Source organism: Saccharopolyspora spinosa NRRL 18395, from assembly GCF_000194155.1.
Lineage (GTDB): Bacteria > Actinomycetota > Actinomycetes > Mycobacteriales > Pseudonocardiaceae > Saccharopolyspora > Saccharopolyspora spinosa.
Window position 1 is genome coordinate 1,881,121 of sequence record NZ_GL877878.1, and the last position, 19,812, is coordinate 1,900,932.

At 66.7% G+C, this 19,812-nt stretch carries 16 protein-coding genes, 2 tRNA genes, 1 other RNA gene and 2 pseudogenes; 6 read left to right on the plus strand and 15 right to left on the minus strand.

Annotated elements, in window-relative coordinates:
- Positions 1-177 precede the first annotated feature (177 nt).
- Together SSPN_RS0109485 and SSPN_RS43230 are read left to right on the plus strand one after the other, a co-directional pair.
- On the plus strand, positions 178-1,002 hold the full coding sequence (locus SSPN_RS0109485; protein ID WP_029535146.1) for an HARBI1 family protein: 825 nt from the start codon (positions 178-180) through the stop codon (positions 1,000-1,002).
- Positions 999-2,165 carry a recombinase zinc beta ribbon domain-containing protein gene (locus SSPN_RS43230; protein ID WP_010693908.1) on the plus strand — a complete coding sequence of 389 codons (1,167 nt, stop codon included), beginning with the start codon at positions 999-1,001 and terminating at the stop codon, positions 2,163-2,165. The genes SSPN_RS0109485 and SSPN_RS43230 overlap by 4 nt, the downstream gene beginning before the upstream one ends.
- 161 nt (positions 2,166-2,326) lie before the next feature.
- On the opposite strand, the gene SSPN_RS53630 is transcribed toward SSPN_RS43230, so the two are convergent.
- Positions 2,327-2,503 carry a hypothetical protein gene (locus tag SSPN_RS53630; RefSeq protein ID WP_202798805.1) on the minus strand — a complete coding sequence of 59 codons (177 nt, stop codon included), beginning with the start codon at positions 2,501-2,503 and terminating at the stop codon, positions 2,327-2,329.
- A gap of 71 nt (positions 2,504-2,574) precedes the next feature.
- On the opposite strand from SSPN_RS53630, the pseudogene SSPN_RS50700 reads away from it, so the two are divergent.
- A pseudogene (locus tag SSPN_RS50700) lies at positions 2,575-3,594 on the plus strand (recombinase family protein); the annotation flags it as partial.
- Positions 3,595-3,650: 56 nt separating this feature from the next.
- Here SSPN_RS50700 and istB read toward each other — a convergent pair.
- The 10 genes from istB to SSPN_RS0109545 form a co-directional block, all read right to left on the minus strand.
- Positions 3,651-4,547 (minus strand): IS21-like element helper ATPase IstB, encoded by an 897-nt coding sequence (gene istB / locus SSPN_RS59510; protein ID WP_010693912.1) that lies wholly within the window; start codon positions 4,545-4,547, stop codon positions 3,651-3,653.
- Positions 4,548-4,570: 23 nt separating this feature from the next.
- Positions 4,571-6,070: an IS21 family transposase gene (istA, locus tag SSPN_RS0109510; RefSeq protein ID WP_010693913.1), complete on the minus strand. Its 1,500-nt coding sequence runs from the start codon at positions 6,068-6,070 to the stop codon at positions 4,571-4,573.
- 247 nt (positions 6,071-6,317) lie between these two features.
- Entirely contained in the window at positions 6,318-6,575 is a 258-nt protein-coding gene (locus SSPN_RS49920; RefSeq protein ID WP_063713919.1) for a hypothetical protein, read from the minus strand.
- 19 nt (positions 6,576-6,594) lie between these two features.
- Positions 6,595-6,965: a transfer-messenger RNA gene (gene ssrA / locus SSPN_RS49925) on the minus strand.
- 83 nt (positions 6,966-7,048) lie between these two features.
- Complete coding sequence (locus tag SSPN_RS0109520) at positions 7,049-7,948, minus strand: amidohydrolase family protein (RefSeq protein ID WP_010693916.1); 900 nt, start codon at positions 7,946-7,948, stop codon at positions 7,049-7,051.
- On the minus strand, positions 7,948-8,424 hold the full coding sequence (gene smpB, locus SSPN_RS0109525) for an SsrA-binding protein SmpB (protein WP_010693918.1): 477 nt from the start codon (positions 8,422-8,424) through the stop codon (positions 7,948-7,950). The genes SSPN_RS0109520 and smpB overlap by 1 nt, the downstream gene beginning before the upstream one ends.
- Positions 8,425-8,502: 78 nt before the next feature.
- The gene (gene ftsX / locus SSPN_RS0109530; protein WP_010693920.1) at positions 8,503-9,405 is read right to left on the minus strand and encodes a permease-like cell division protein FtsX; all 903 of its coding nucleotides are present in this window, start codon (positions 9,403-9,405) and stop codon (positions 8,503-8,505) included.
- Positions 9,406-9,470: 65 nt separating this feature from the next.
- Positions 9,471-10,160, minus strand: coding sequence for a cell division ATP-binding protein FtsE (gene ftsE, locus SSPN_RS0109535; protein ID WP_010693922.1), 690 nt, complete (start codon positions 10,158-10,160; stop codon positions 9,471-9,473).
- Positions 10,161-10,273: 113 nt separating this feature from the next.
- Positions 10,274-11,380 (minus strand): peptide chain release factor 2, encoded by a 1,107-nt coding sequence (prfB, locus tag SSPN_RS0109540; protein WP_010693924.1) that lies wholly within the window; start codon positions 11,378-11,380, stop codon positions 10,274-10,276.
- A gap of 117 nt (positions 11,381-11,497) precedes the next feature.
- Positions 11,498-11,995, minus strand: coding sequence for a PadR family transcriptional regulator (locus SSPN_RS0109545; RefSeq protein ID WP_010693939.1), 498 nt, complete (start codon positions 11,993-11,995; stop codon positions 11,498-11,500).
- Positions 11,996-12,341: 346 nt separating this feature from the next.
- Here SSPN_RS0109545 and SSPN_RS50705 point away from each other — a divergent pair, with 346 nt between their 5' ends.
- The gene (locus SSPN_RS50705; RefSeq protein WP_010693940.1) at positions 12,342-12,572 is read left to right on the plus strand and encodes a hypothetical protein; all 231 of its coding nucleotides are present in this window, start codon (positions 12,342-12,344) and stop codon (positions 12,570-12,572) included.
- Between the two features lie 55 nt (positions 12,573-12,627).
- Here the strand turns inward: SSPN_RS50705 and SSPN_RS0109550 are convergent.
- The 3 genes and pseudogenes from SSPN_RS0109550 to SSPN_RS43235 form a co-directional block, all read right to left on the minus strand.
- Positions 12,628-12,701: transfer RNA gene (locus tag SSPN_RS0109550), tRNA-Met, on the minus strand.
- Positions 12,702-13,069: 368 nt separating this feature from the next.
- Positions 13,070-13,143: transfer RNA gene (locus SSPN_RS0109555), tRNA-Met, on the minus strand.
- 150 nt (positions 13,144-13,293) lie between these two features.
- A pseudogene (locus SSPN_RS43235) lies at positions 13,294-16,141 on the minus strand (UPF0182 family protein).
- 211 nt (positions 16,142-16,352) lie between these two features.
- On the opposite strand from SSPN_RS43235, the gene SSPN_RS0109565 reads away from it, so the two are divergent.
- Positions 16,353-16,883 carry a PPA1309 family protein gene (locus tag SSPN_RS0109565; protein WP_010693941.1) on the plus strand — a complete coding sequence of 177 codons (531 nt, stop codon included), beginning with the start codon at positions 16,353-16,355 and terminating at the stop codon, positions 16,881-16,883.
- A 50-nt stretch (positions 16,884-16,933) separates the two neighbouring features.
- Here the strand turns inward: SSPN_RS0109565 and SSPN_RS0109570 are convergent, their stop codons facing one another.
- A complete protein-coding gene (locus SSPN_RS0109570; protein WP_010693942.1) occupies positions 16,934-17,959 on the minus strand; it encodes a YlbL family protein in 1,026 nt (341 codons plus the stop codon).
- A 229-nt stretch (positions 17,960-18,188) separates the two neighbouring features.
- Between SSPN_RS0109570 and SSPN_RS43240 the strand changes: the two genes are divergently transcribed.
- Complete coding sequence (locus SSPN_RS43240; protein WP_010693943.1) at positions 18,189-19,598, plus strand: zinc-dependent metalloprotease; 1,410 nt, start codon at positions 18,189-18,191, stop codon at positions 19,596-19,598.
- Positions 19,599-19,812: the final 214 nt, after the last annotated feature.

The following is a 19,812-nucleotide window of genomic DNA, read 5'->3' on the forward strand; positions in this document are numbered from 1 at the left end:
CACCCCCTGACTGACCCTTTCCGGGTAAGCATCTGTGGCTCTGGGTAGTCGTCGTGGCTGCGGCTGGTGCGTGTGGCGGTGACACGCCGAAGTTGTTGTGATGCAAAGTTAAAGCGCGGAACCCCGGGTATGAATTTGGTCCTACCACAGATCAACTTCATAGGAGTTCCGCGCCTGATGAGTGTGACATACACCGCGACGTTGCCGGTACGCGACCTGACCGTGCTGTACCTGTCGAGCTTGCTGCACACCCAACGCCTGCGGTGCGGCACCCGCAAGCACCGGAGATCGCTGAGCACATACAAGCAGGCGATCCTGGTGCTGCGCTGGTTTCTCGACGGCACTCGCGTGAAACAGCTGGCCGTCGATCACACGATCAGCTCCTCCACCGCATACACCTATCTCCATGAGGGATTCGCAGTGCTCGCCGCCCAGGCTCCAGCACTGGAATCAGCACTGCTGGCAGCGAAAATCGCAGGCCACGGCCACATCTCCATCGATGGCACCCTGATCGAAACCGATCGGGTCCGTACACCCGGCCCCACTCGTGGCGTGGACCTGTGGTGGTCGGGAAAACACTCCAACCACGGAGGCAACATCCAGGTCATCACCGCCCCCGACGGCTGGCCGCTATGGACCTCCCAGGTGCGCCCGGGCCGCGAGCACGACACCACCGCGCTCCGCGCCCACCCCGAAATCATGCCCGCCCTCACCGCCTGGACCAGCGATGACCTGCCCGTCCTGGGCGATTTAGGCTACGAAGGCGAATCCGGCACCATCACCGTCGCCTTCAAGAAACCGAAAGGCGGCGAACTCACCGACGACCAGAAAGCCCACAACAAGACCCACAACGGCAAACGAGCCATCGGGGAACGCGGAAACTCCGTGCTCAAAACGACCTTCAAAGCACTCCGCAACATAAGCCTGTGCCCCCGGAAAATCGGCACCATCGTCAAAGCCGCCCTCGTCATCCTTCACACCGAACACGACCGCACAACATGATCAGGGTCAAGCAGCAAAAAGACATAGATTACGTGATCGTCTACCACTTCAACCGAGTCTTTCGCAACACCGTTGACGCCGCGATCACCAAGCGTGATCTCAGCAAATTCGGAACTCGCATTGTCTCAACCATCCTCGATATGGGCGAAGGACCCGAAAGCGCGATGGTCGAGTCAATCATCCACGCCGTCGACCAATACCAGTCACAAGCCAGTGGAGCAGACATCCGCTACAAGATGGGCCAGAAAGTCAAGAACGGCGGCACGATCAGCACGCCTCCGCTCGGCTACCTCAACGTTCGCGAAGCCAAGCCCGAAGGCGGCGAGATTCGCACTATCGCTGTGGACCCGGAGCGCGGCCCGCTCATCACCAAAGGTATCGAGCTGTTCGCCAGCGGCCAGTACACCGCACAAGAAGTGCTCGACCAGATCAACGCCGCTGGCCTACGTACCCGAGGCGACCGTCGCCACTCACCGAAACCCCTCTCTCTGAGCCAGTTTTACCTGATCCTCAGTGACCGCTACTACTGCGGATTCGTCACCTACGATGACCAGGAGTACCCCGGCCGACACCAGGCGCTCATCACCGAGGAGATCTACGACCGCGTTCAGCGCGTCCTCGCCCTTCGCCGGGGCGGCGGCACCCGCGAGCGTCACCACCATCACTGGCTCAAAGGCTTGCTCTGGTGTCACCGCTGCGGCCACCGGATGCTCATCGCCAGAGGTAAGGGCAACGGGGGTATCTACTTCTACTTCTTCTGTCGGGGTCGCCAGAAGCACCTCTGCGACTTGCCGTACCTCAGTGTCGCCAAGATCGAAGCCGCAGTAGACAAGCATCTCGGCACAGTACGGCTCACTGACACCTTTCAGGCCACAGTGCGTCACCAACTTGCCGACGCTCTGTTGTTAGAGCAGGGCCACATGAGTGCGTTCAAGAAGCGTCTTGGTGCTCGGCTGGACGAGCTGGACACCAAGGAAGACGGCCTGCTCGATCTGCTCGATGACCCCGAATGGCCGCGCCAGAAGATCAAGAAGAAGCTCACGGAGATCGAACGGGAACGCACCGAGGTCCAAACCCAGCTTGCCGACACGACGAGCAGGCTGGAAGAAGGGCAGCAGTTCTTCGCCGCAGCGCTCGCCCTCCTCGCTGATCCGCAGGGCTGATGCCGCTTAATGATCTTGGCCAGAGTTGCTCGCTGAAATTCCCCACTCGGGCGTGGTGGTTAGCGTAGCGGTTGCCGGGTGCCGGTGGTGGCTTGGCGGAGGGTGTCGGTGCGGGCTTGGGCCAGAGTTGCTCGCTGAAATTCCCCACTCGGGCGTGGTGGTTAGCGTAGCGGTTGCCGGGTGCCGGTGGTGGCTTGGCGGAGGGTGTCGGTGCGGGCTTGGTGGTCGCGTAGCCGGTAGGAGTCACCTTCGAGGGTGAGCACGACGGAGCGGTGCAGGAGTCGCTCGAGTAGGGGTGCGACGACTTCCGAACACGACCGCACAACATGATCACCCACAGCGACCAACCGTTACCCGGAAAGGCTCAGTCAAAGAGTACGCCACCGGCGCGAGACGTCGTAAGCGTGCCGTGCTCTACCTCCGCGTGTCTACACCCAGTCAGGTCAATACCGACTATAACCCCGAAGGTATCTCGATTCCCGCTCAGCGTGAGGCAGGGAAGCGCAAAGCTGACTCGCTCGACGCGGAAATTGTCCATGAGTTCGTTGAGCCAGGCCGGACAGCAACAAGCATCGACAAACGACCTACCTTCCAGGAAATGCTCGCTTGGGTCAAGCAGCAAAAAGACATAGATTACGTGATCGTCTACCACTTCAACCGAGTCTTTCGCAACACCGTTGACGCCGCGATCACCAAGCGTGATCTCAGCAAATTCGGAACTCGCATTGTCTCAACCATCCTCGATATGGGCGAAGGACCCGAAAGCGCGATGGTCGAGTCAATCATCCACGCCGTCGACCAATACCAGTCACAAGCCAGTGGAGCAGACATCCGCTACAAGATGGGCCAGAAAGTCAAGAACGGCGGCACGATCAGCACGCCTCCGCTCGGCTACCTCAACGTTCGCGAAGCCAAGCCCGAAGGCGGCGAGATTCGCACTATCGCTGTGGACCCGGAGCGCGGCCCGCTCATCACCAAAGGTATCGAGCTGTTCGCCAGCGGCCAGTACACCGCACAAGAAGTGCTCGACCAGATCAACGCCGCTGGCCTACGTACCCGAGGCGACCGTCGCCACTCACCGAAACCCCTCTCTCTGAGCCAGTTTTACCTGATCCTCAGTGACCGCTACTACTGCGGATTCGTCACCTACGATGACCAGGAGTACCCCGGCCGACACCAGGCGCTCATCACCGAGGAGATCTACGACCGCGTTCAGCGCGTCCTCGCCCTTCGCCGGGGCGGCGGCACCCGCGAGCGTCACCACCATCACTGGCTCAAAGGCTTGCTCTGGTGTCACCGCTGCGGCCACCGGATGCTCATCGCCAGAGGTAAGGGCAACGGGGGTATCTACTTCTACTTCTTCTGTCGGGGTCGCCAGAAGCACCTCTGCGACTTGCCGTACCTCAGTGTCGCCAAGATCGAAGCCGCAGTAGACAAGCATCTCGGCACAGTACGGCTCACTGACACCTTTCAGGCCACAGTGCGTCACCAACTTGACGACGCTCTGTTGTTAGAGCAGGGCCACATGAGTGCGTTCAAGAAGCGTCTTGGTGCTCGGCTGGACGAGCTGGACACCAAGGAGGTGCGGGCTTGGTGGTCGCGTAGCCGGTAGGAGTCACCTTCGAGGGTGAGCACGACGGAGCGGTGCAGGAGTCGGTCGAGTAGGGCGGCGGCGACGGTGGTGTCGCCGAGGACCTCGCCCCAGGAGGCGACGCCACGGTTGCTGGTCAGCACGATGGAGGTCTTCAAATATCGTTGGGAGACAACCTGAAACAGTGCGGAGGCAGCCTCGGCGGGAAGCGGAAGGTAGCCCAGTTCATCGATTACCAACAAGGATGGGCCGTTGAAGAAGCGCATGGTGGTGGCCCAGCGGCCCTCGATCGCGGCGCGGTGGCAGCGGGCGGCGAGGTCGGCGGCGGTGGTGAAGTAGGTGCGGTAGCCGGCCTCGGCGGCTTTGCGTGCCAGCCCGACGGCGAGGTGGGTTTTGCCGAGGCCGGGTTGACCGATGAGCAGGACATTGGTGGCGGATTCGATGTAGCGGCAGGTCGCCAGCTCGTTGATGAGCTTGGGGTCGACGGCGGGGGCGGTGTCGTAGTCGAAGTCCTCCAGGGTGGCCGGGGTGGGTAGCGAGGCGAAGCGGAGCCGGCCGGCCAGGCGGCGGGCCTCGGTCGCGGACACCTCGATGCCGAAGAGACGTTCGAGTGTGGCGGTGGGGGTGAGGTCTTCGGCGGTGGCTTGATCGAGGACCCTGGGCAGCGCCTCGGCGGCGGCGTGCAGCTTCAACGTGGCCAGATGGCCGCGCAGCTGCTGGTAGAGGCTGGCCTGGCCGGCGGTTGTCGGGGTCGTCTCGTCGGTGGCGGTGGTGATTTTTGTTGCTGTCACTGGGTTTTCCTTTCTCTGGCGTGTTATTTGTCGCCGGCCGGGGCGGCCGGGGGCGGGGTGGTGCGGGCGGCGGCTGCCGCGGCGTAGCGGGCGAGATCGATGACGACCTCCGCGCCGGCGGCGCCGGGCGTGGTCGGGCTGCCGCTGGTGCGGGTGCGCAAGGTGTCGGCGGCGGCGCGGGCGGCCGGTCCGGGTGGGATGCGCTGCTTGCTACGGTGCGGCCGAGCGGAGGTGGCGGCGGTGATGGCGGCGTGTTCGAGGGCGAGCACGTGTCCGTGGTCGCGGACCATGGCGCCGGCTCCCTCGGGTGCCAGGGTGTGGCGGGCGATGACGGTTCCGGTCTCGGTGGCGATGTCGAGGTGCCCGGCGCCGAGCCGGAGGGTGACGGTGACGGTGGCTCCGGCCAGTTCCGGGGCGACGCTGTAGCGGTTGCCGCGGAAGGACACCAGTGCCTGGGCCGACACCACTCGGGTCACCGACAGGGTGGCCGGGAACGGCGCGGCCGGCGCGACGGTGGCTCCGGCCAGTTCCGGGGCGACGCTGTAGCGGTTGCCGCGGAAGGACACCAGTGCCTGGGCCGACACCACTCGGGTCACCGACAGGGTGGCCGGGAACGGCGCGGCCGGCGCTGGACGCAGCGGCTCGGCCGCCGCGACGGTGACCACCGAAGCCTTCCCGTCGGAGGTGGGACGCAGCCGGGTGTCGCCGCGCTTGGCGCACCAGGTATCGAGCACCTGCTGGGCCTGCTCGGGCGTGACGTCGTCGGGCAGGGTGCGCCAGAAGCGTTGCGCAGCAACGTGATTGGCCTTCTCCACCACGCCTTTGCGGTTGCCTCGTCGCGGTGGACACGCCCGCACCTGCACACCGTAATGCTTGGCGACAGCGGCAAAGGAGGCCTGCACCCGCCCGGTGCCGGGGTTGATCACGGTGGCCATCCGGTCGAACCGCCACACATCCGTGCACCCGCCCAGCGCGCGGGTGACCCGGTCCAGGGCGTCGATCAGGTGCGGCTGATCCATCGACGGACACAGCCTGCCGCGCCACCGGCTCGAGTGCGACAGCGCCCCCACCAGCAGGTGGGCGCATCTGCCCCACCCCCAGTGCGCGGGCGGGTCGGGCAGATCGACCCAGTCCCACTGGGTCTCCTCACCGGGCGGGTGCTCGATCACCGCGACCGCCCGCCCCGTCGCCGGTCGGCACGGCTCACACGCCGGGCGCAGGCTACGGATGCGCAGCTGGCGGGTCAGCGTCGGATACGAGAACCCGTAGCCCAGCTCGAGCAGCTCGTCGTAGAGCGTGGTGGCCCACAAGTGCGGGTCCTCGGCCAGCCGCGCCGCGCAGTAGATCGCGAACGGCTCGAACGGATCCGGCGTCGTGCAGGCACGAAACCCGGGTTGACGGTCGCCGTTGAGATAGGCGCGGATGGTCTTACGGTCCCGGCCCAGGTGGCGGGCGATCGCGGAGATCGTCCAGCCCCGGGCGGACAGGGCGTGCGCGTCGATGTCTTCCTCCCGTGTGAGCATGGAGACGTGGGGCTCCTTCAAGCTGGTGAGTGGTCAGAGACCACCAGCCTTGAGGGAGCCCCGCCCGTCTCGGCGGAGCCACGCGGGTGGGGAATTTCAGTGAGCAGGTCCGGGGAGATTCACCTGAGCGCCATCAGGGGCTCCTTCAAGCTGGTGAGTGGTCAGAGACCACCAGCCTTGAGGGAGCCCCGCCCGTCTCGGCGGAGCCACGCGGGTGGGGAATTTCAGTGAGCAGGTCCGGGGAGATTCACCTGAGCGCCATCAGGGCTTCTACCGACGCGGCAGTGACGGAGTGAAGCGCGCTATGACGAAGGTCATCTTCAGCAAGCTGCACGTCGACGCCGAGATCATCGCCGGACACGACCTCACCGACGGCATGGTTGGGCTCATCGAGGTCGGGACCAGGGCAGTCACCAACGACAAGAGCGACCCCCTCCCGAAGGAAGGAGCCGCTCTTGATCGGATGACCGACGCAGACTTGCTCGAGGTGGTCCTTGAGGACCACGGTTCGAGTAAGGCCGCGTTGGTGGAGGTGCCGGGAATCGAACCCGGGTCCTCCGTCGCCTCACCAAGACTTCTCCGTGCGCAGTCCGCTGTGTCTCTGCTCGGCTTCACCGGTCTCGCGAACTAGCCGGTGTGACAAGCCCAGTCGCTGTTAGATGTCCCGCCAGGTCCCGCGACCGGACCTGGCGGTAAGAGCCTCCTAGCTGATGCCGGATCCCGGGTCGGAGGCAATCCCGGTCCGACAGAGTCGCTCCTCGCTCAGGCGGCGAGGGCGAACTCGCGCTGACTCTTGTCGGCGCTTATTCAATTGCGGCGACGCTCACGGTGGTCTCCCGCCTGCACCGGCACGCTTCCCTTGGATCAACGTACGGAGTCGAAACCGTTCACCCCCTCGCTGCCGGCTCGGCTTTCGAACCGGTGTACCCCAGCATAACGCCTCGCTTCCCGGCGATCATTCCGATATCCCTGAAACGATCAAGTCCCTAGCCCGAGCAGCCAGGACGGTGTGCCGTGCAGCACGGCGCGCAGGAAGTCCGCGCCGAGCCGGTCGTCGGCTTCGGCCCAGCTCGCGATGGCCGCGAGCTGCTCGGCGTACGGGTAGGGGATGTTCGGGAAGTCGGTGCCCAGCACGATTCGGTCAGCGTGCGCGGCCAGCCTGGCCGGCCAGTCCGCGGGCAGCGGAGCGATTCGTTCGGTGAAGGCGACGCCGACCATCGTGGTGTCGAGGTGCACGCCCGAATAGCGGTCCACGAGGTCCAGCGCCGCCGCGTAGTCGGGCATTCCCGCGTGCGCCAGCACCGCGACCAGTCGCGGGTGGCGCCGCAGCACGCCCTCGAACACGTCGAGCCCAGTGTGCTCGCCCTTCCGCGGACCGTCGCCGCAATGCACCACGACCGGCACACCCGTCTCAGCGAGCAATCCCCACGCGGGCTCAAGCAATGCGTCGCGCGGGTCAAAAGCGCCGACCTGGACGTGCACCTTCACGCACCGCGCACCGGCATCGATCGCTTTGGCCAGGTAGTCCGCGACCGAGGGCTCCGGGAAGATCGTCGCCGTCGGCACCGCGTCGGGTGTGCGGTCGGCGAAGTCGCGCGCCCAGTCGGTCAGCCAGGCCGCCATGCCCGGCCGGTGCGCGTAGACCAGCGGCGCGAAGGTCGTCACCCCGAGATCGCGGAGCGTCTGGATACGGACTTCCTCGCTGTGCCGGTAGTGGATCGGCCACTCGAAGCCGTAATGCGTGGCCCCCTCGTCGAAGTAGGCCCAGACCTTGTGCAGCACCCGCTCCGGCAGGAAGTGCGTGTGGATGTCGACCAACCCGGGCAGCCCCAACCCGGCCGTCCAGGCCGGGACCTCCGCATCGTTGCGCAGCGGCACTACCGCATGCCCTTGCGCGCGCGCCCGATGGCCTTCTGCATCTCCCTGTCCGCGTCGCGCTTGGCCAGGTCCTGCCGCTTGTCGTGGGCCTTCTTGCCTCGCGCGAGGGCGAGTTCGACCTTCGCCTTGCCGTCGCTGAAGTACAGCGACATCGGGATCAGGCTCAGCCCGCTCTCCTTGATCTTGCCGATCAGCCGGAGGATCTCGTGCTTGTGCAGCAGCAGTTTGCGAGACCGGCGCGGCTCGTGGTTGGTCCACGTCCCCTCGGTGTACTCGGGGATGTGCACGTTGCGCAGCCAGACCTCGCCGTCGTCGACGGTGGCGAATCCGTCGACCAGCTGCGCCTTGCCCTGCCGCAGGCTCTTGACCTCGGTGCCGGTCAGCACAATGCCGGTCTCGTAGGTGTCCAGCACCGCCCAGTCGTGCCGCGCCTTGCGGTTCTGCGCGATGACCTTGCGGCCGCGTTCCTTCACCATACGAACAACTCTAGCTTTCGTGTCACGTGACTTTCGGTGCCGCGGTTCGCAACGCGAACCGCGGCACCGGTAATCCCGCTACAGGCGGACGTAGAGGCGGAGCGTGACGTAGCCGGTGACCGCCGAGACGGCCGCCGCGACGAGCAGCAGGACCGGTGAGACCAAGGCGATGTCGCCCCATTCCACGCGGGGGATGATGCCGGTGCCGAACACCGGCGACAGGGCCCGGTCGAGGAATGCCACCTTGATGATGAGGAGGCCGACGATCCCCAGGAACGCTCCGATCAGACCGGAGACAACCGCCTCCAGCAAGAACGGCAACTGTGTGTACCAGCGGGTGGCACCCACCAAGCGCATGATGCCGGTCTCAGTGCGCCGAGTGAACGCCGAGAGCTGGATCGTGTTGGAAATCAGCAGCAGCGCGGCGAGCGCCTGGATGAGCGCGATGAAGAACGCACCATTGCGGACGACATTGAGCCCGTCGAACAGCCGGTTGAGATAATCGGCCTGGTTGACGACGCTGTCCACACCGGGACGCCCGCTGAACTGCTGCTGCAACGCCGGGAAGCGCTCCTGGTCGGACAGCTTGACGCGCAGCGAGGCCGGCATCGCCTCGGCGCGGGCGACGTCACGCAGCTCCGGCTGCGACTCGAAGACCTTGTTGAAGTTCTCGAACGCCTTCTGCCGGTTCTCGAAGGCCACCGACTCCACGCCGGGCACGCGCTTGAGGTCGGCCATGATGTTCGCGCAGGGCTGCTGGGTGCAGTCGTTGTCGTTGGCGCTGACGTCGTCGGTCATGAACACCACGACCTCGACGCGGTCCTGGTAGGTCTCCTGCATCTTGTCGATCATCCGGACCACGAGGAGACCGCCGCCGAGCAGACCGACCGAGATGGCGGTCGTCAGGATCATCGCGATGGTCATCGTCACGTTGCGCCGAAGGCCGTTGACGACCTCGCTGAATACGAAGCTCGCGCGCATCTTGTGTCAGCTTTCCTGCCGGTCGGGGGTGTTGTCCTCAGGTGCGGGGTCGGACGCTGTCGGGGCTAGCGGCCGACGCCGTAGACGCCGCGGGCATCGTCGCGGATGACCCGTCCGAGGCTGAGCTCGACGACGCGGCGCCGCATCGAGTCGACGATGGAGTGGTCGTGCGTGGCCATGACCACTGTGGTGCCGGTGCGGTTGATCCGCTCCAGCAGCAACATGATGTCCTGGCTGGTGTCGGGGTCGAGGTTTCCGGTCGGCTCGTCGCAGAGCAGCACCAGCGGCCGGTTGACGAAGGCCCGCGCGATCGCGACGCGCTGCTGCTCACCACCGGAGAGCTCGTGGGGCATCCGGTCGGCCTTGCCTTCCAGACCGACCAGCTGCAGCACCTGGGGCACCACGCGGCGGATGTCGTTGCGGGGCTTGCCGATCACTTCCAGCGCGAACGCGACGTTCTCCGCGACGGTCTTGTTGTTCAGCAGCCGGAAGTCCTGGAACACGCAGCCGATGCGCTGGCGCAGTCGGGGGACGCGGCGACGCGGCAGTTTCGCGACGTTCCAGTCGGCGACGAAGACCCGCCCGCGAGTGGGCACGTCCTCGCGCAGCAGCAGCCGCATGAACGTCGACTTGCCGGACCCGGAGGGCCCGATGAGGAACACGAACTCGCCCTTTTCGATGCCCACCGAGACATCGTCGAGAGCGGGCCTGGTCGACGTCTTGTACGTCTTGGACACGTGCTCAAGGCGGATCACGGGGCGTGAGTTTACCTGCGACCGTTAGGGGGACATCACTCACCCGGACCGGCGGCTGCACCCGCGATCACCTGCGGGTTCATCGCCGGCCAGGACCCTGCGCGCGGTACTGGTCAGGCCACGCTCTGCCGCTGGCGGCGCCAGCGGATGCCGGCCTCCAGGAATCCGTCGATGTCGCCGTCGAGCACCGCGTCGGGGTTGCCGACCTCGTGCTCGGTGCGCAGGTCCTTGACCATCTGGTACGGGTGCAGCACGTAGGAGCGCATCTGGTTGCCCCAGCTCGATCCGCTGTCCTTGAGGGCGTCCAGCTCGGCGCGCTCCTCCTCCTTCTTGCGGGCCAGCAGCTTGGACTGCAGGACGCGCATCGCGGCGGCCTTGTTCTGCAGCTGCGACTTCTCGTTCTGGCAGGACACCACGATGCCGGTCGGGATGTGCGTGATGCGCACGGCGGAGTCGGTGGTGTTCACGCTCTGCCCGCCGGGGCCGGAGGAGCGGAAGACGTCGACCCGGATGTCCTTCTCCGGGATGTCGACGTGGTCGGTCTCCTCCACGACCGGCAGCACCTCGACTCCGGCGAAGGAGGTCTGCCGCCGGCCCTGGTTGTCGAACGGCGAGATCCGCACCAGCCGGTGGGTGCCCTGCTCGACCGAGAGGGTGCCGTAGGCGTAGGGGGCGTTGACCCGGAACGTGGCCGACTTCAGGCCGGCCTCTTCGGCGTAGGAGGTGTCGTAGACCTCCGCCGGGTAGGAGTGCCGTTCGGCCCAGCGCAGGTACATCCGCATCAGCATCTCGGCGAAGTCGGCCGCGTCGACGCCGCCGGCCTCGGCGCGGATGGTCACCATCGCCTCGCGCTGGTCGTACTCGCCAGAGAGCAGCGTGCGCACCTCGAGGGCTTCGAGGTCCTTCTTGAGGCGGTCCCGCTCCTCGTCGGCCTCGGACAGCCCGGCCGAATCGCCTTCATCTTCGCTGAGCTCGTAGAGCACTTCGAGGTCTTCGAGGCGCTGCCGCAGCTCGGTGATCTTGCGCAGTTCGGCCTGGCGGTGCACGAGCTGGCTGCTGACCCGCTGTGCGTGCTCGACGTCGTCCCACAGGTCCGGCTTGGCGGCCTCGGCCTCGAGCTCACCGATATTCGCGCGCAGCGCGGCCAGATCCATCACACTCTCGATGCCTTCGAGGGTGTTGGAAAGTTCTTTGAGTGAGGCAGCGACGTCGGGATTCACAGTGCTCAGCGTACTTCACCGAGCACGGGCCGCCCACGAGGACGGCCCGTTTCCGGCCGTGAGTGGTTCTGGCCATCGAGGTGACGACCGCCACTCACGACGGTCCGGCCCGGGAACTCAGTCCGGAATCGAGTCCAGCAGCTTGATGATCGCCCGGTTGTAGGACACAGTGAAGTCTGCGGCCGCCTTCTCATACGGGTCGGTCGCGGCCTTCGCCGCGTTCCTCGCCTCGTCCACCTTCACCGCGTACTGGGCGCGGGCCGACTCGACCAGCCCGGAGCGCTGCTTCGGCGTCAGGGAACCCGAGTAGACGAGCCGGAGGATCAGCGGGCTGCGGACGTTGTCCGGCCCCGGTTCGGTGTTCAGCCACGACTTGAAGGCGCGCTTGCCAGCGGCCGTGATCGCGTACTGCTGGCTGGAGCGCGGACCCTGCTTGCCGAGGCGCAGCAGGCCGGCGTCGGTCAGCGCGGGCAGCTCGCGGTATACCTGGCTGCGGGTCACGCTGAAGAACCCTCCGAAGCGCTCGGTGGCGGCAGCAACCAGCTGGCCACCGGTCTTCGGACCTTCGTGCAGTAGTCCCAACAGGGCAGCGGATGTCGCATTCAGCTCGGTCACAACTGCCACGGTGCCATGCCTCCGCGCCGCTGTCCACAGTGGTCCCCAGTTCTGTCCACAGTGGTTGCAGTGGACTGGTCCAAGTGGACGAACGATTGCGCCATTGGCGCGCGCTCCAGACGACTGGCGGCGCGGCGGCACCGAACACGGGGCGCACACATCCACGGTCGCATGACTGCACGTATTGCGACGAGGATTCCCACGGTTCGCCTGGATGGGGGGTCTTCGCGGCGCAATGCGGTGCTATCACGTTGTGGAGCCGCACAACTACGGCAAGTCACTAGCAATCTGCATTTGGCCGACAAGTTGGCGGCCCGATGAGCGGCCGATTCAGGAGGTGCTGGGCGTGCGTCGCAGTTGGTTGCGCACCAAGGTCAACGAGGGCAAGACGAAGATGACCAACAAGGTCACCGAACAAGCCAAACGAGCCAGGTCACTGGTACCCGTGCAGAGAGAAGGCGAAACAGACGCCTGCATGGTGTGCGGACGAACGATGCGCCCGGCAGGAGTGGTGCGGGGAGAAGGAAGGGTCTGCTCCCCGACCTGCGCCCGCCAATGGGCCGAAGGCCTCAAATAACCGGAAGACCAGAAAAACGGAAAGCCCCCGACCTAAGCCGGGGGCTTTCCGTTAGTAGCGGGGACAGGATTCGAACCTGCGACCTCTGGGTTATGAGCCCAGCGAGCTACCGAGCTGCTCCACCCCGCGCCGTCTGCGTTTTTCTGTTGTACGGAGTACTTTACACACCCCCAAAACCCCCGGAACAAGGGGGTCCTCCAAACCTCGAAAACCCCACCCCACCAGCAAAGACTCAAACCAAACCGACAACGGGCGCCCAACACGCCCAAGAGCCGAGAAACGCCCCAACAAGGTCCACCTCAAGCCGCCACCGCAAGCCCACGCACACCGAACGAAAAGGCTGGCCCAGAGCCAGACCGGGAACGCTCCCAAACACAAGGAGCCGACGAAGAGCGACCACCGCACCGTGGGGGCCTACGGGGCTCGGTCCCCGTAAAGAAATAAGGACAACGGGAAAAGGCCCCCGACTATGTCGAGGGCCTTGACCATCAAAAGAGTAGCGGGGACAGGATTCGAACCTGCGACCTCTGGGTTATGAGCCCAGCGAGCTACCGAGCTGCTCCACCCCGCGTCGTTGTGTACCCAACCTTACGGCGCGATGAAGCCTAATGCAAATCGCCGGGCACAGAAGTGACGCACGACATTTGCGCTCGATCGGCCCCCGGAAAAACAACGGGGCGGGGACCGCCTGCACGGTCCCCGCCCCGGTCGTCGGCGTCAGTCAGCCGCCGGTGCCCTGCGCCTGCTCGAAGCGCTTCACCGCGTCGTCGAGCTGCTGGTAGGCCGCGCCGAGGTCGGCGAAGTTGCCGGACTGCTGGGCCGCCCGGACATGCTCCAGGGCCGCCCGGATGTCCGTCACCGCCTGGGACAGCTGGGGGGTGCTGCCGGGCGCCAGCGGCTGCTGGTTCTGCGTCGGTGGCGGCTGCTGGCCGTTCTGGCCCGGGTTGGTGGCCTGTCCCGCCCCGGAGCCGAACACCTGCTCCAGCGCTCCGGCCAGGGTCTCGGAGAAGCCGACCTTGCCGCCGAAGGACACCAGCACCCGCGCCAGCTGCGGGTAGGAGTTCTGCTCGTTGCGCTGGATGTAGATCGGTTCGACGTAGAGCAGACCGCCCGCGACCGGGAGGGTCAGCAGGTTGCCGAAGATCGCGGTCACGTTCGGGTTGTTGAACAGCGTCCGGTTCTCGGTGACCGCAGGCGTCGACTCCATCTGGTTCTGGACCTGGTTCGGGCCCGGTGTCGAGTTGTTGGTCGGCAGTCGCAGCACCGTGAGCTTGCCGTAGTTGTTGGGCTCGGAGGACGCCGAGACCCAGGCCGCCAGGTTTTCGCGGCGCAGCGCGGTGAGCGCGCTGGTCAGCTGGAACTCGGGCCGGTCCTGGCCCGAAACCTGCGCGAGCACGTAGTACGGGGGCTGCTGCCCCGCGGTCGCGGCGGTGCTACCGCGGCCGGTCGGGTCGGACGGCACCTGCCAGAAGGTCTGGTTGGAGAAGAAGTCGCCCGGGTTGTCGACGTGGTACTGGGTGAGCAGCGCGCGCTGCACCTTGAAGATGTCCTCCGGGTACCGGAAGTGGTCGCGCAGCTCGGGGCTGATCGCGCTCTGCGGCTTGACCACCCCTGGGAAGACGCCTTCCCATGCCTTGAGGACCGGGTCCTTGTCGTCGACCGAGTAGAGGTCGACGGTGCCGTCGTAGGCGTCGACGGTCGCCTTCACCGAGTTGCGGATGTAGTTGATCTGCTGGTTGGGCTGCCGCTCGACACCGGTGAGGGTGTCGTTGGTGGCCTCACCGAGCTCGGTCAGCTCCGAGTACGGGTAGTTGTTCAGCGTCGTGCCACTTGATCTTGCCGTCGACCACGGCCGGGTACGGGTCACCGTCGAGCTTGAGCCACGGCGCGACCTTCTGCACCCGGTCCCGTGGGTTCCGCTCGTAGATGATCTTGGAGTTGTCCCCGATCGCCCCGCTGAACAGGAAGTTCCGCTCGCCGTAGTTGGCGGCGAACACCATGCGCTGGAACAGGTTGCCGACCGGTACGCCACCCGCGCCCGTGTAGGTGTACTGCTGCTGGTCGGTGTCGTACTCGCGCGGCGCCTCACCGGCGTTGCCGCCGACGATCGCGTAGTCGTTGCGCCCCACCAGCTCGCCGTAGTACACCCGCGGCTGCTTGACCGGGATCGCGCCCTGGCCGTTGTTGGCCACGTCGCTGATCTGGAAGACCGGGTAGCCACCCTGGGTGGCGCCCTCCTTGAACGTCGAGTCGACCCGGTCGGCCGGCGCGGCGACGAAGCCGTTGCCGTGCGTGTAGACGGTGTGCCGGTTGATCCAGTTCTGCTGATTCACGGCCAGGCCGTCGGTGTTGATCTCGCGCAGCGCGACGAGGTAGTCCCGCAGGTTGCTGTTGGCGTCCCGGTACCGGTCGACGTCCAGCTTGTCGGTGAACCCGTAGAAGTTGTACTGCTGGGTCAGCTGGGTGAACGTCGGGGCCAGCACGTTCGGGTCGAGCAACCGGATGTTCGGGATCGTGCCCTTGTCCGCGGCCACATCGCTGGGCTGCAGCTGGGTCCGGCCCGGGTAGTCGACGAACTGGACGTTGGCCTCGCCGATGTTGAACGCCGCCTTCGTCGCCGCCAGGTTGCGCTCGATCGACTGCGCCTCTCGCTGGTTCGCGTTGGGGCGCACCGAGAACTGCTCCATCAGCGCCGGCCAGACCGCGCCGACCACCACGCTGGAGAGCACCAGCAGCACCGTGGCCAGCGCCGGGATCTGCAGGTTCTTCAGGAAGATCACGGCGAAGAACGCGATGGCGCAGAACACCGCGATACACATCAGGATCAGCTTCGCGGGCATCACCGCGTTCAGGTCGGTGTAGCTGGCACCGGTGAACAGCGGGTTGCGCGAGGACAGCAGCAGGTCGTAGCGGTCCAGGAAGTAGTCGACCGCCTTGAGCAGCACGAACAGGCCCGCCAGCACGGCCAGCTGGACGCGCGCGGGCATGGACAGCTGCCCGGAGCGGCCGGCCAGCCGGATGCCGCCGAAGATGTAGTGCGTGATCAGCGCGCCGATGAAGGACACGGTGACCGCGATGAACCCCCACGACAGCAGGAACCGCCAGAACGGCAGCTCGAAGGTGTAGAAGCTGACGTCTTTGCCGAACTCGGGATCGACCTGCCCGAACGGCACGCTGTTGAGGAACAGCTGCAAGGTCTGCCAGTCGGCCTGCGCGGCGAGACCGCCGATAACGCCCACCACGATCGGCACCCCGAGCCCGAAGAGGCGGGAGCGCTCGGTGGCGACGGTGCGGTACCGGGCCAGCGGGTCGTCCGGGCCGCTGACCGGCACGAACACCGGCCGGTTGCGGAAGGCCAGCCAGAGGTTCAGGGCCAGCACGCCGCCGAGGAAGACGGCCGCGGCCACCCCCAGCCCGGCGCGGGACGCCAGTTGGGTGGTGAAGACCTGCCGGTAGCCGACCTCACCGAACCACAGCCAGTCCACGAATCGCGATCCGGCGATCAGGGCGACCAGCACGATGCCGCCCAGTATCAGCAGGATCCGGCTACGCCGGGACAGTTTCGGCATTCCTAATCAGCAGGCAACGCACGCTCCTGGTGACGATCAGCAGGCTCCTTGGGCGATACCGGCGGACGGTCGCCCTCGTGATGTTCAACTCTACGACCCCGTCGAAAAGTTCCTGGAAGCGGCTTCGCGAACTGGATTAAGCGGACATCTTTCGCAGGTCATCGGTTCGACCGACGGCAGGCGCCGATCCCGGCGGTGCGACCATGTCGGCATGCCACCGGAGACCCCCGAAGACCTGGCCGCGGCGCTGACGTCGGCCGCCCGCGAGATCGAGGAGTTCGTCGACGCCGCGGGCTGGGACCAGCCCGCCCAGGTGTTCGCCCTCGTGTCCACCGGCCGCCTGCTGGCCGCCGAACCCGGGCTGGCCGACCAGCTCGACCCGAACGCTCCGCTGACCCCGATCGCGCAGGAGGCGCTGCCCGCCGACGACCTCGCCGAGGCCCTGGGCCGCATCGAGTGGCCGGAGCAGGTGTCCGGCTGCGCGCTCGTGCAGGAGATCGTGGTGCTTCCGCCGGAAGCGGAAGCGGAACTGCCCGGCGACGCCGAGGAGGCTCGGCAGCTCGCCGCGGAGCACCCGGAGCGCCACGAAGCGCGACTGGTCGCGGCGGTGCTGCGGGATGGCGGTGAAGCGTGCGTGATGCGCCTGCGCGCGCCCGGCGCGGAATCCGGCGGTGAGGTCATCCAGGACCCGTCGCTCGCCCCGAACCTGCTCACAGCCCTCCACGCCACATTCGCGGAGTGACTCTTCCGGTTTCAACGGGGGCCAGCGCGCTTGATCCCCGTTGAAACCGGTCAGCAGCTGGCTGGGACCTGCCCGTTGCGCACCGCATCGAGGGCCTTGGTCGCGTCGTCGAGGGTGGCGACCTTGGCGAGCTGCATCCCCTCCGGGGCCTGCGACTTGGCCTCGGCGCAGTTGTCCGCCGGCACTAGGAAGGTCGTCGCGCCCGCTTCGCGGGCCTTGACCATCTTGAACGGGATGCCGCCGATCGCCCCGACCTGACCGGTCGGGCTGATCTCCCCGGTGCCAGCGACGAACTTGCCGCCGTTGAGCTCGCCCGGGGTCAGCTTGTCGATGATCGCCAGGCTGAACATCAGCCCCGCCGACGGGCCGCCCACGTCCGCCAGGCTGATCTTGATGTCGAAGTTGACGTCCGGCCGCTCGATCGCGGCGACCCCCAGGAAGCCCTGCGGGTCGTCGCCCGAGTTCGCGCCCAGCTGCACGTCCGCGACCTGTTCGGGCTGGTCCGCGTGCCGGAACCGGATCTCCGCCCGGTCACCGGGCTTGGTGCCGACGAGCGCCGCCCGCAGCGCCGCCGGGGCGGTCACCGGCTTGCCGTTGGCCGTCAGCAGGTGATCGCCGGGTTCCAGCACGCCGTCCGCCGGGCTGCCCTTGACGATCTCGCCGACCAGCACCTTCGTCGGGTAACCGAGGTAGCGCAGGGCTGCGGTCTCGGCCGTGGTCTGCGAGTCGTTGAACGCCTTGGTGTTCTCCTGCTCGATCTGCTGCTCGCTCTTGTCCGGCGGGAAGTACAGCTCGCGCGGCGCCAGCGCGTACCGGCCGCTCACCCACAGCCCCAGCGCGCCGAACAAGGACAGCTGATCGGTCACCGACACCGTCGTCATGTTCAGGTGGCCGCCGGTCGGGAAGGTCTGCTGACCGTCGATGCTGATGACCGGAACGTTCCCGTCGAGCCCGAGGGTGTCGTAGGTCGGCCCCGGCCCGAGCGCCACGTAGGGCACCCGCACGAACGCGCCGAGCAAGCCGAAGACGACTACCAGTACGACGCTTGTCAGCAGCGTCCACGTGCGGCGGTTCACGAGGTGACAGCGTACGTGTTCGCCTCCACGGCGTGTTCAGACCTCACGGCCCGCAGGCCCTGGCAAGCGAAGACCGGCCACGGCCTCCGGGGGTCAGAGCCGACAGGTCGTTCTTCCACCCCGCACGCCGCATCGCGCCAGCAGGTCACCCGTGAACCTTTTAGGTGTTCGCGTCGAGCGAGCTTCGGACGCCTTCTGTGGGGCAGCGCAAGCCGCGTACGGTGGAACTATGACCAACTTGCCGTTCGGGTTCGGCTCGCAGGACCCCGACGACCCTGACAAGGGCGACTCGTCGCAAGGCCGCTCTGAGGGCGGCGCCGGAAACCCCGGGGACATCCCCGGTTTCGGTTTCGGCGGCATGCCCGGTCCGGGCGGCATGCCGAACTTTGACATCGGCCAGCTCGGCCAGATGTTGACCCAACTCGGCCAGGCGCTCAGCCACTCCGGCAGCGGTGGTTCCGGCCCGGTGAACTACGAGCTCGCCAAGCAGCTCGCGGTGCAGCAACTGCACAACAACCAGCGCACCGAGCGCCCCAGCCAGGACCAGGTGAAGGCGATCGAGGACGCGGTCCGGCTAGCCGAGCTGTGGCTGGACGCCACCACCTCGCTGCCCGCCGGAGTCCGCTCGGTGCAGACCTGGTCGTCGGTGGACTGGGTGGAGAAGACCCTGCCCACTTGGCAGCGGCTGTGCGACCCGGTCGCGCAGCGGATGTCCAGCGCCTGGCTGGAGGCGCTGCCCGAGGAGGCGAAGCAGGCCGCTGGCCCGCTGCTGTCGATGTTCGGGCAGATGGGCGGAATGACCTTCGGTTCGCAGCTGGGCAACGGCTTGGCCCAACTCGGCGGCGAGGTGCTGACGTCCACCGATGTCGGCCTGCCGCTGGGCCCGGCCGGTACCGCCGCCCTGCTGCCCGCCAACATCGAGCGCTTCATCGAGGGCCTGGACCGGCCGATCAGCGAGGCGACCGTGTTCCTTGCCGCCCGCGAGGCCGCGCACCACCGCCTGTTCAGCCACGTCCCGTGGCTCGGCCAGCGGCTGCTGGCGACCTTGGAGGAGTACGCCCGCGGCATCCACATCGACACCTCGGCGCTGGAGGACCTGGCCGGGAAGATCGATCCGGCCAATCCGAGCTCGATGGAGGAGCTGATGGGCTCCGGTGTCCTCGAGCCGAAGACCACCCCCGAGCAGCAGGCCGCGTTGAACCGGCTGGAGACGTTGCTGGCGCTGGTCGAGGGCTGGGTCGACGTGGTCGTCGCGGACGCCGTCGGGGAGCGGCTGCCGGGTGCGGGCGCGCTGGGCGAGACGGTCCGGCGGCGGCGGGCCAGCGGCGGACCGGCGGAGCAGACCTTCGCCACGCTCATCGGCCTGGAACTGCGACCCCGCCGGATGCGGGACGCCGCGAACGTGTGGCGGCTGATGACGGAGCGGCACGGCGTCGACAGCCGGGACCGGGTCTGGGACCACCCCGACCTGCTGCCGGACAGCTCGGACCTGGACGAGCCGCTGGACTTCGCCGACCGCTGGGGCGCGGGTTCGGCAGACCTGGACGACCCGATCGCCGCGATCCGCCGCGCCGAGGCGGACGAGGCGGCGAAGTCCGACGACGAGGGCGACGACTCGTCGAAGCGCGACGGGAGCTGAGCCTCGGCGCCCTGCGAGCGGATGGACACCTCCGGAAGTCCGGAGGTGTCCTTTTGCCTGCACAGATTGACCAGTGCTGCCTCAGAAGCCTTCTCGGTCTCCGGGGAGCCCCGAGTGCATGTCCCACGCGGCGCTGAGCCGTTCTCGCGATAACGACCGCTGAGCTTACCCCGCGGCAGTGCGAGTTGTGTGTGTGGCGAAAGAGAAAACTGGC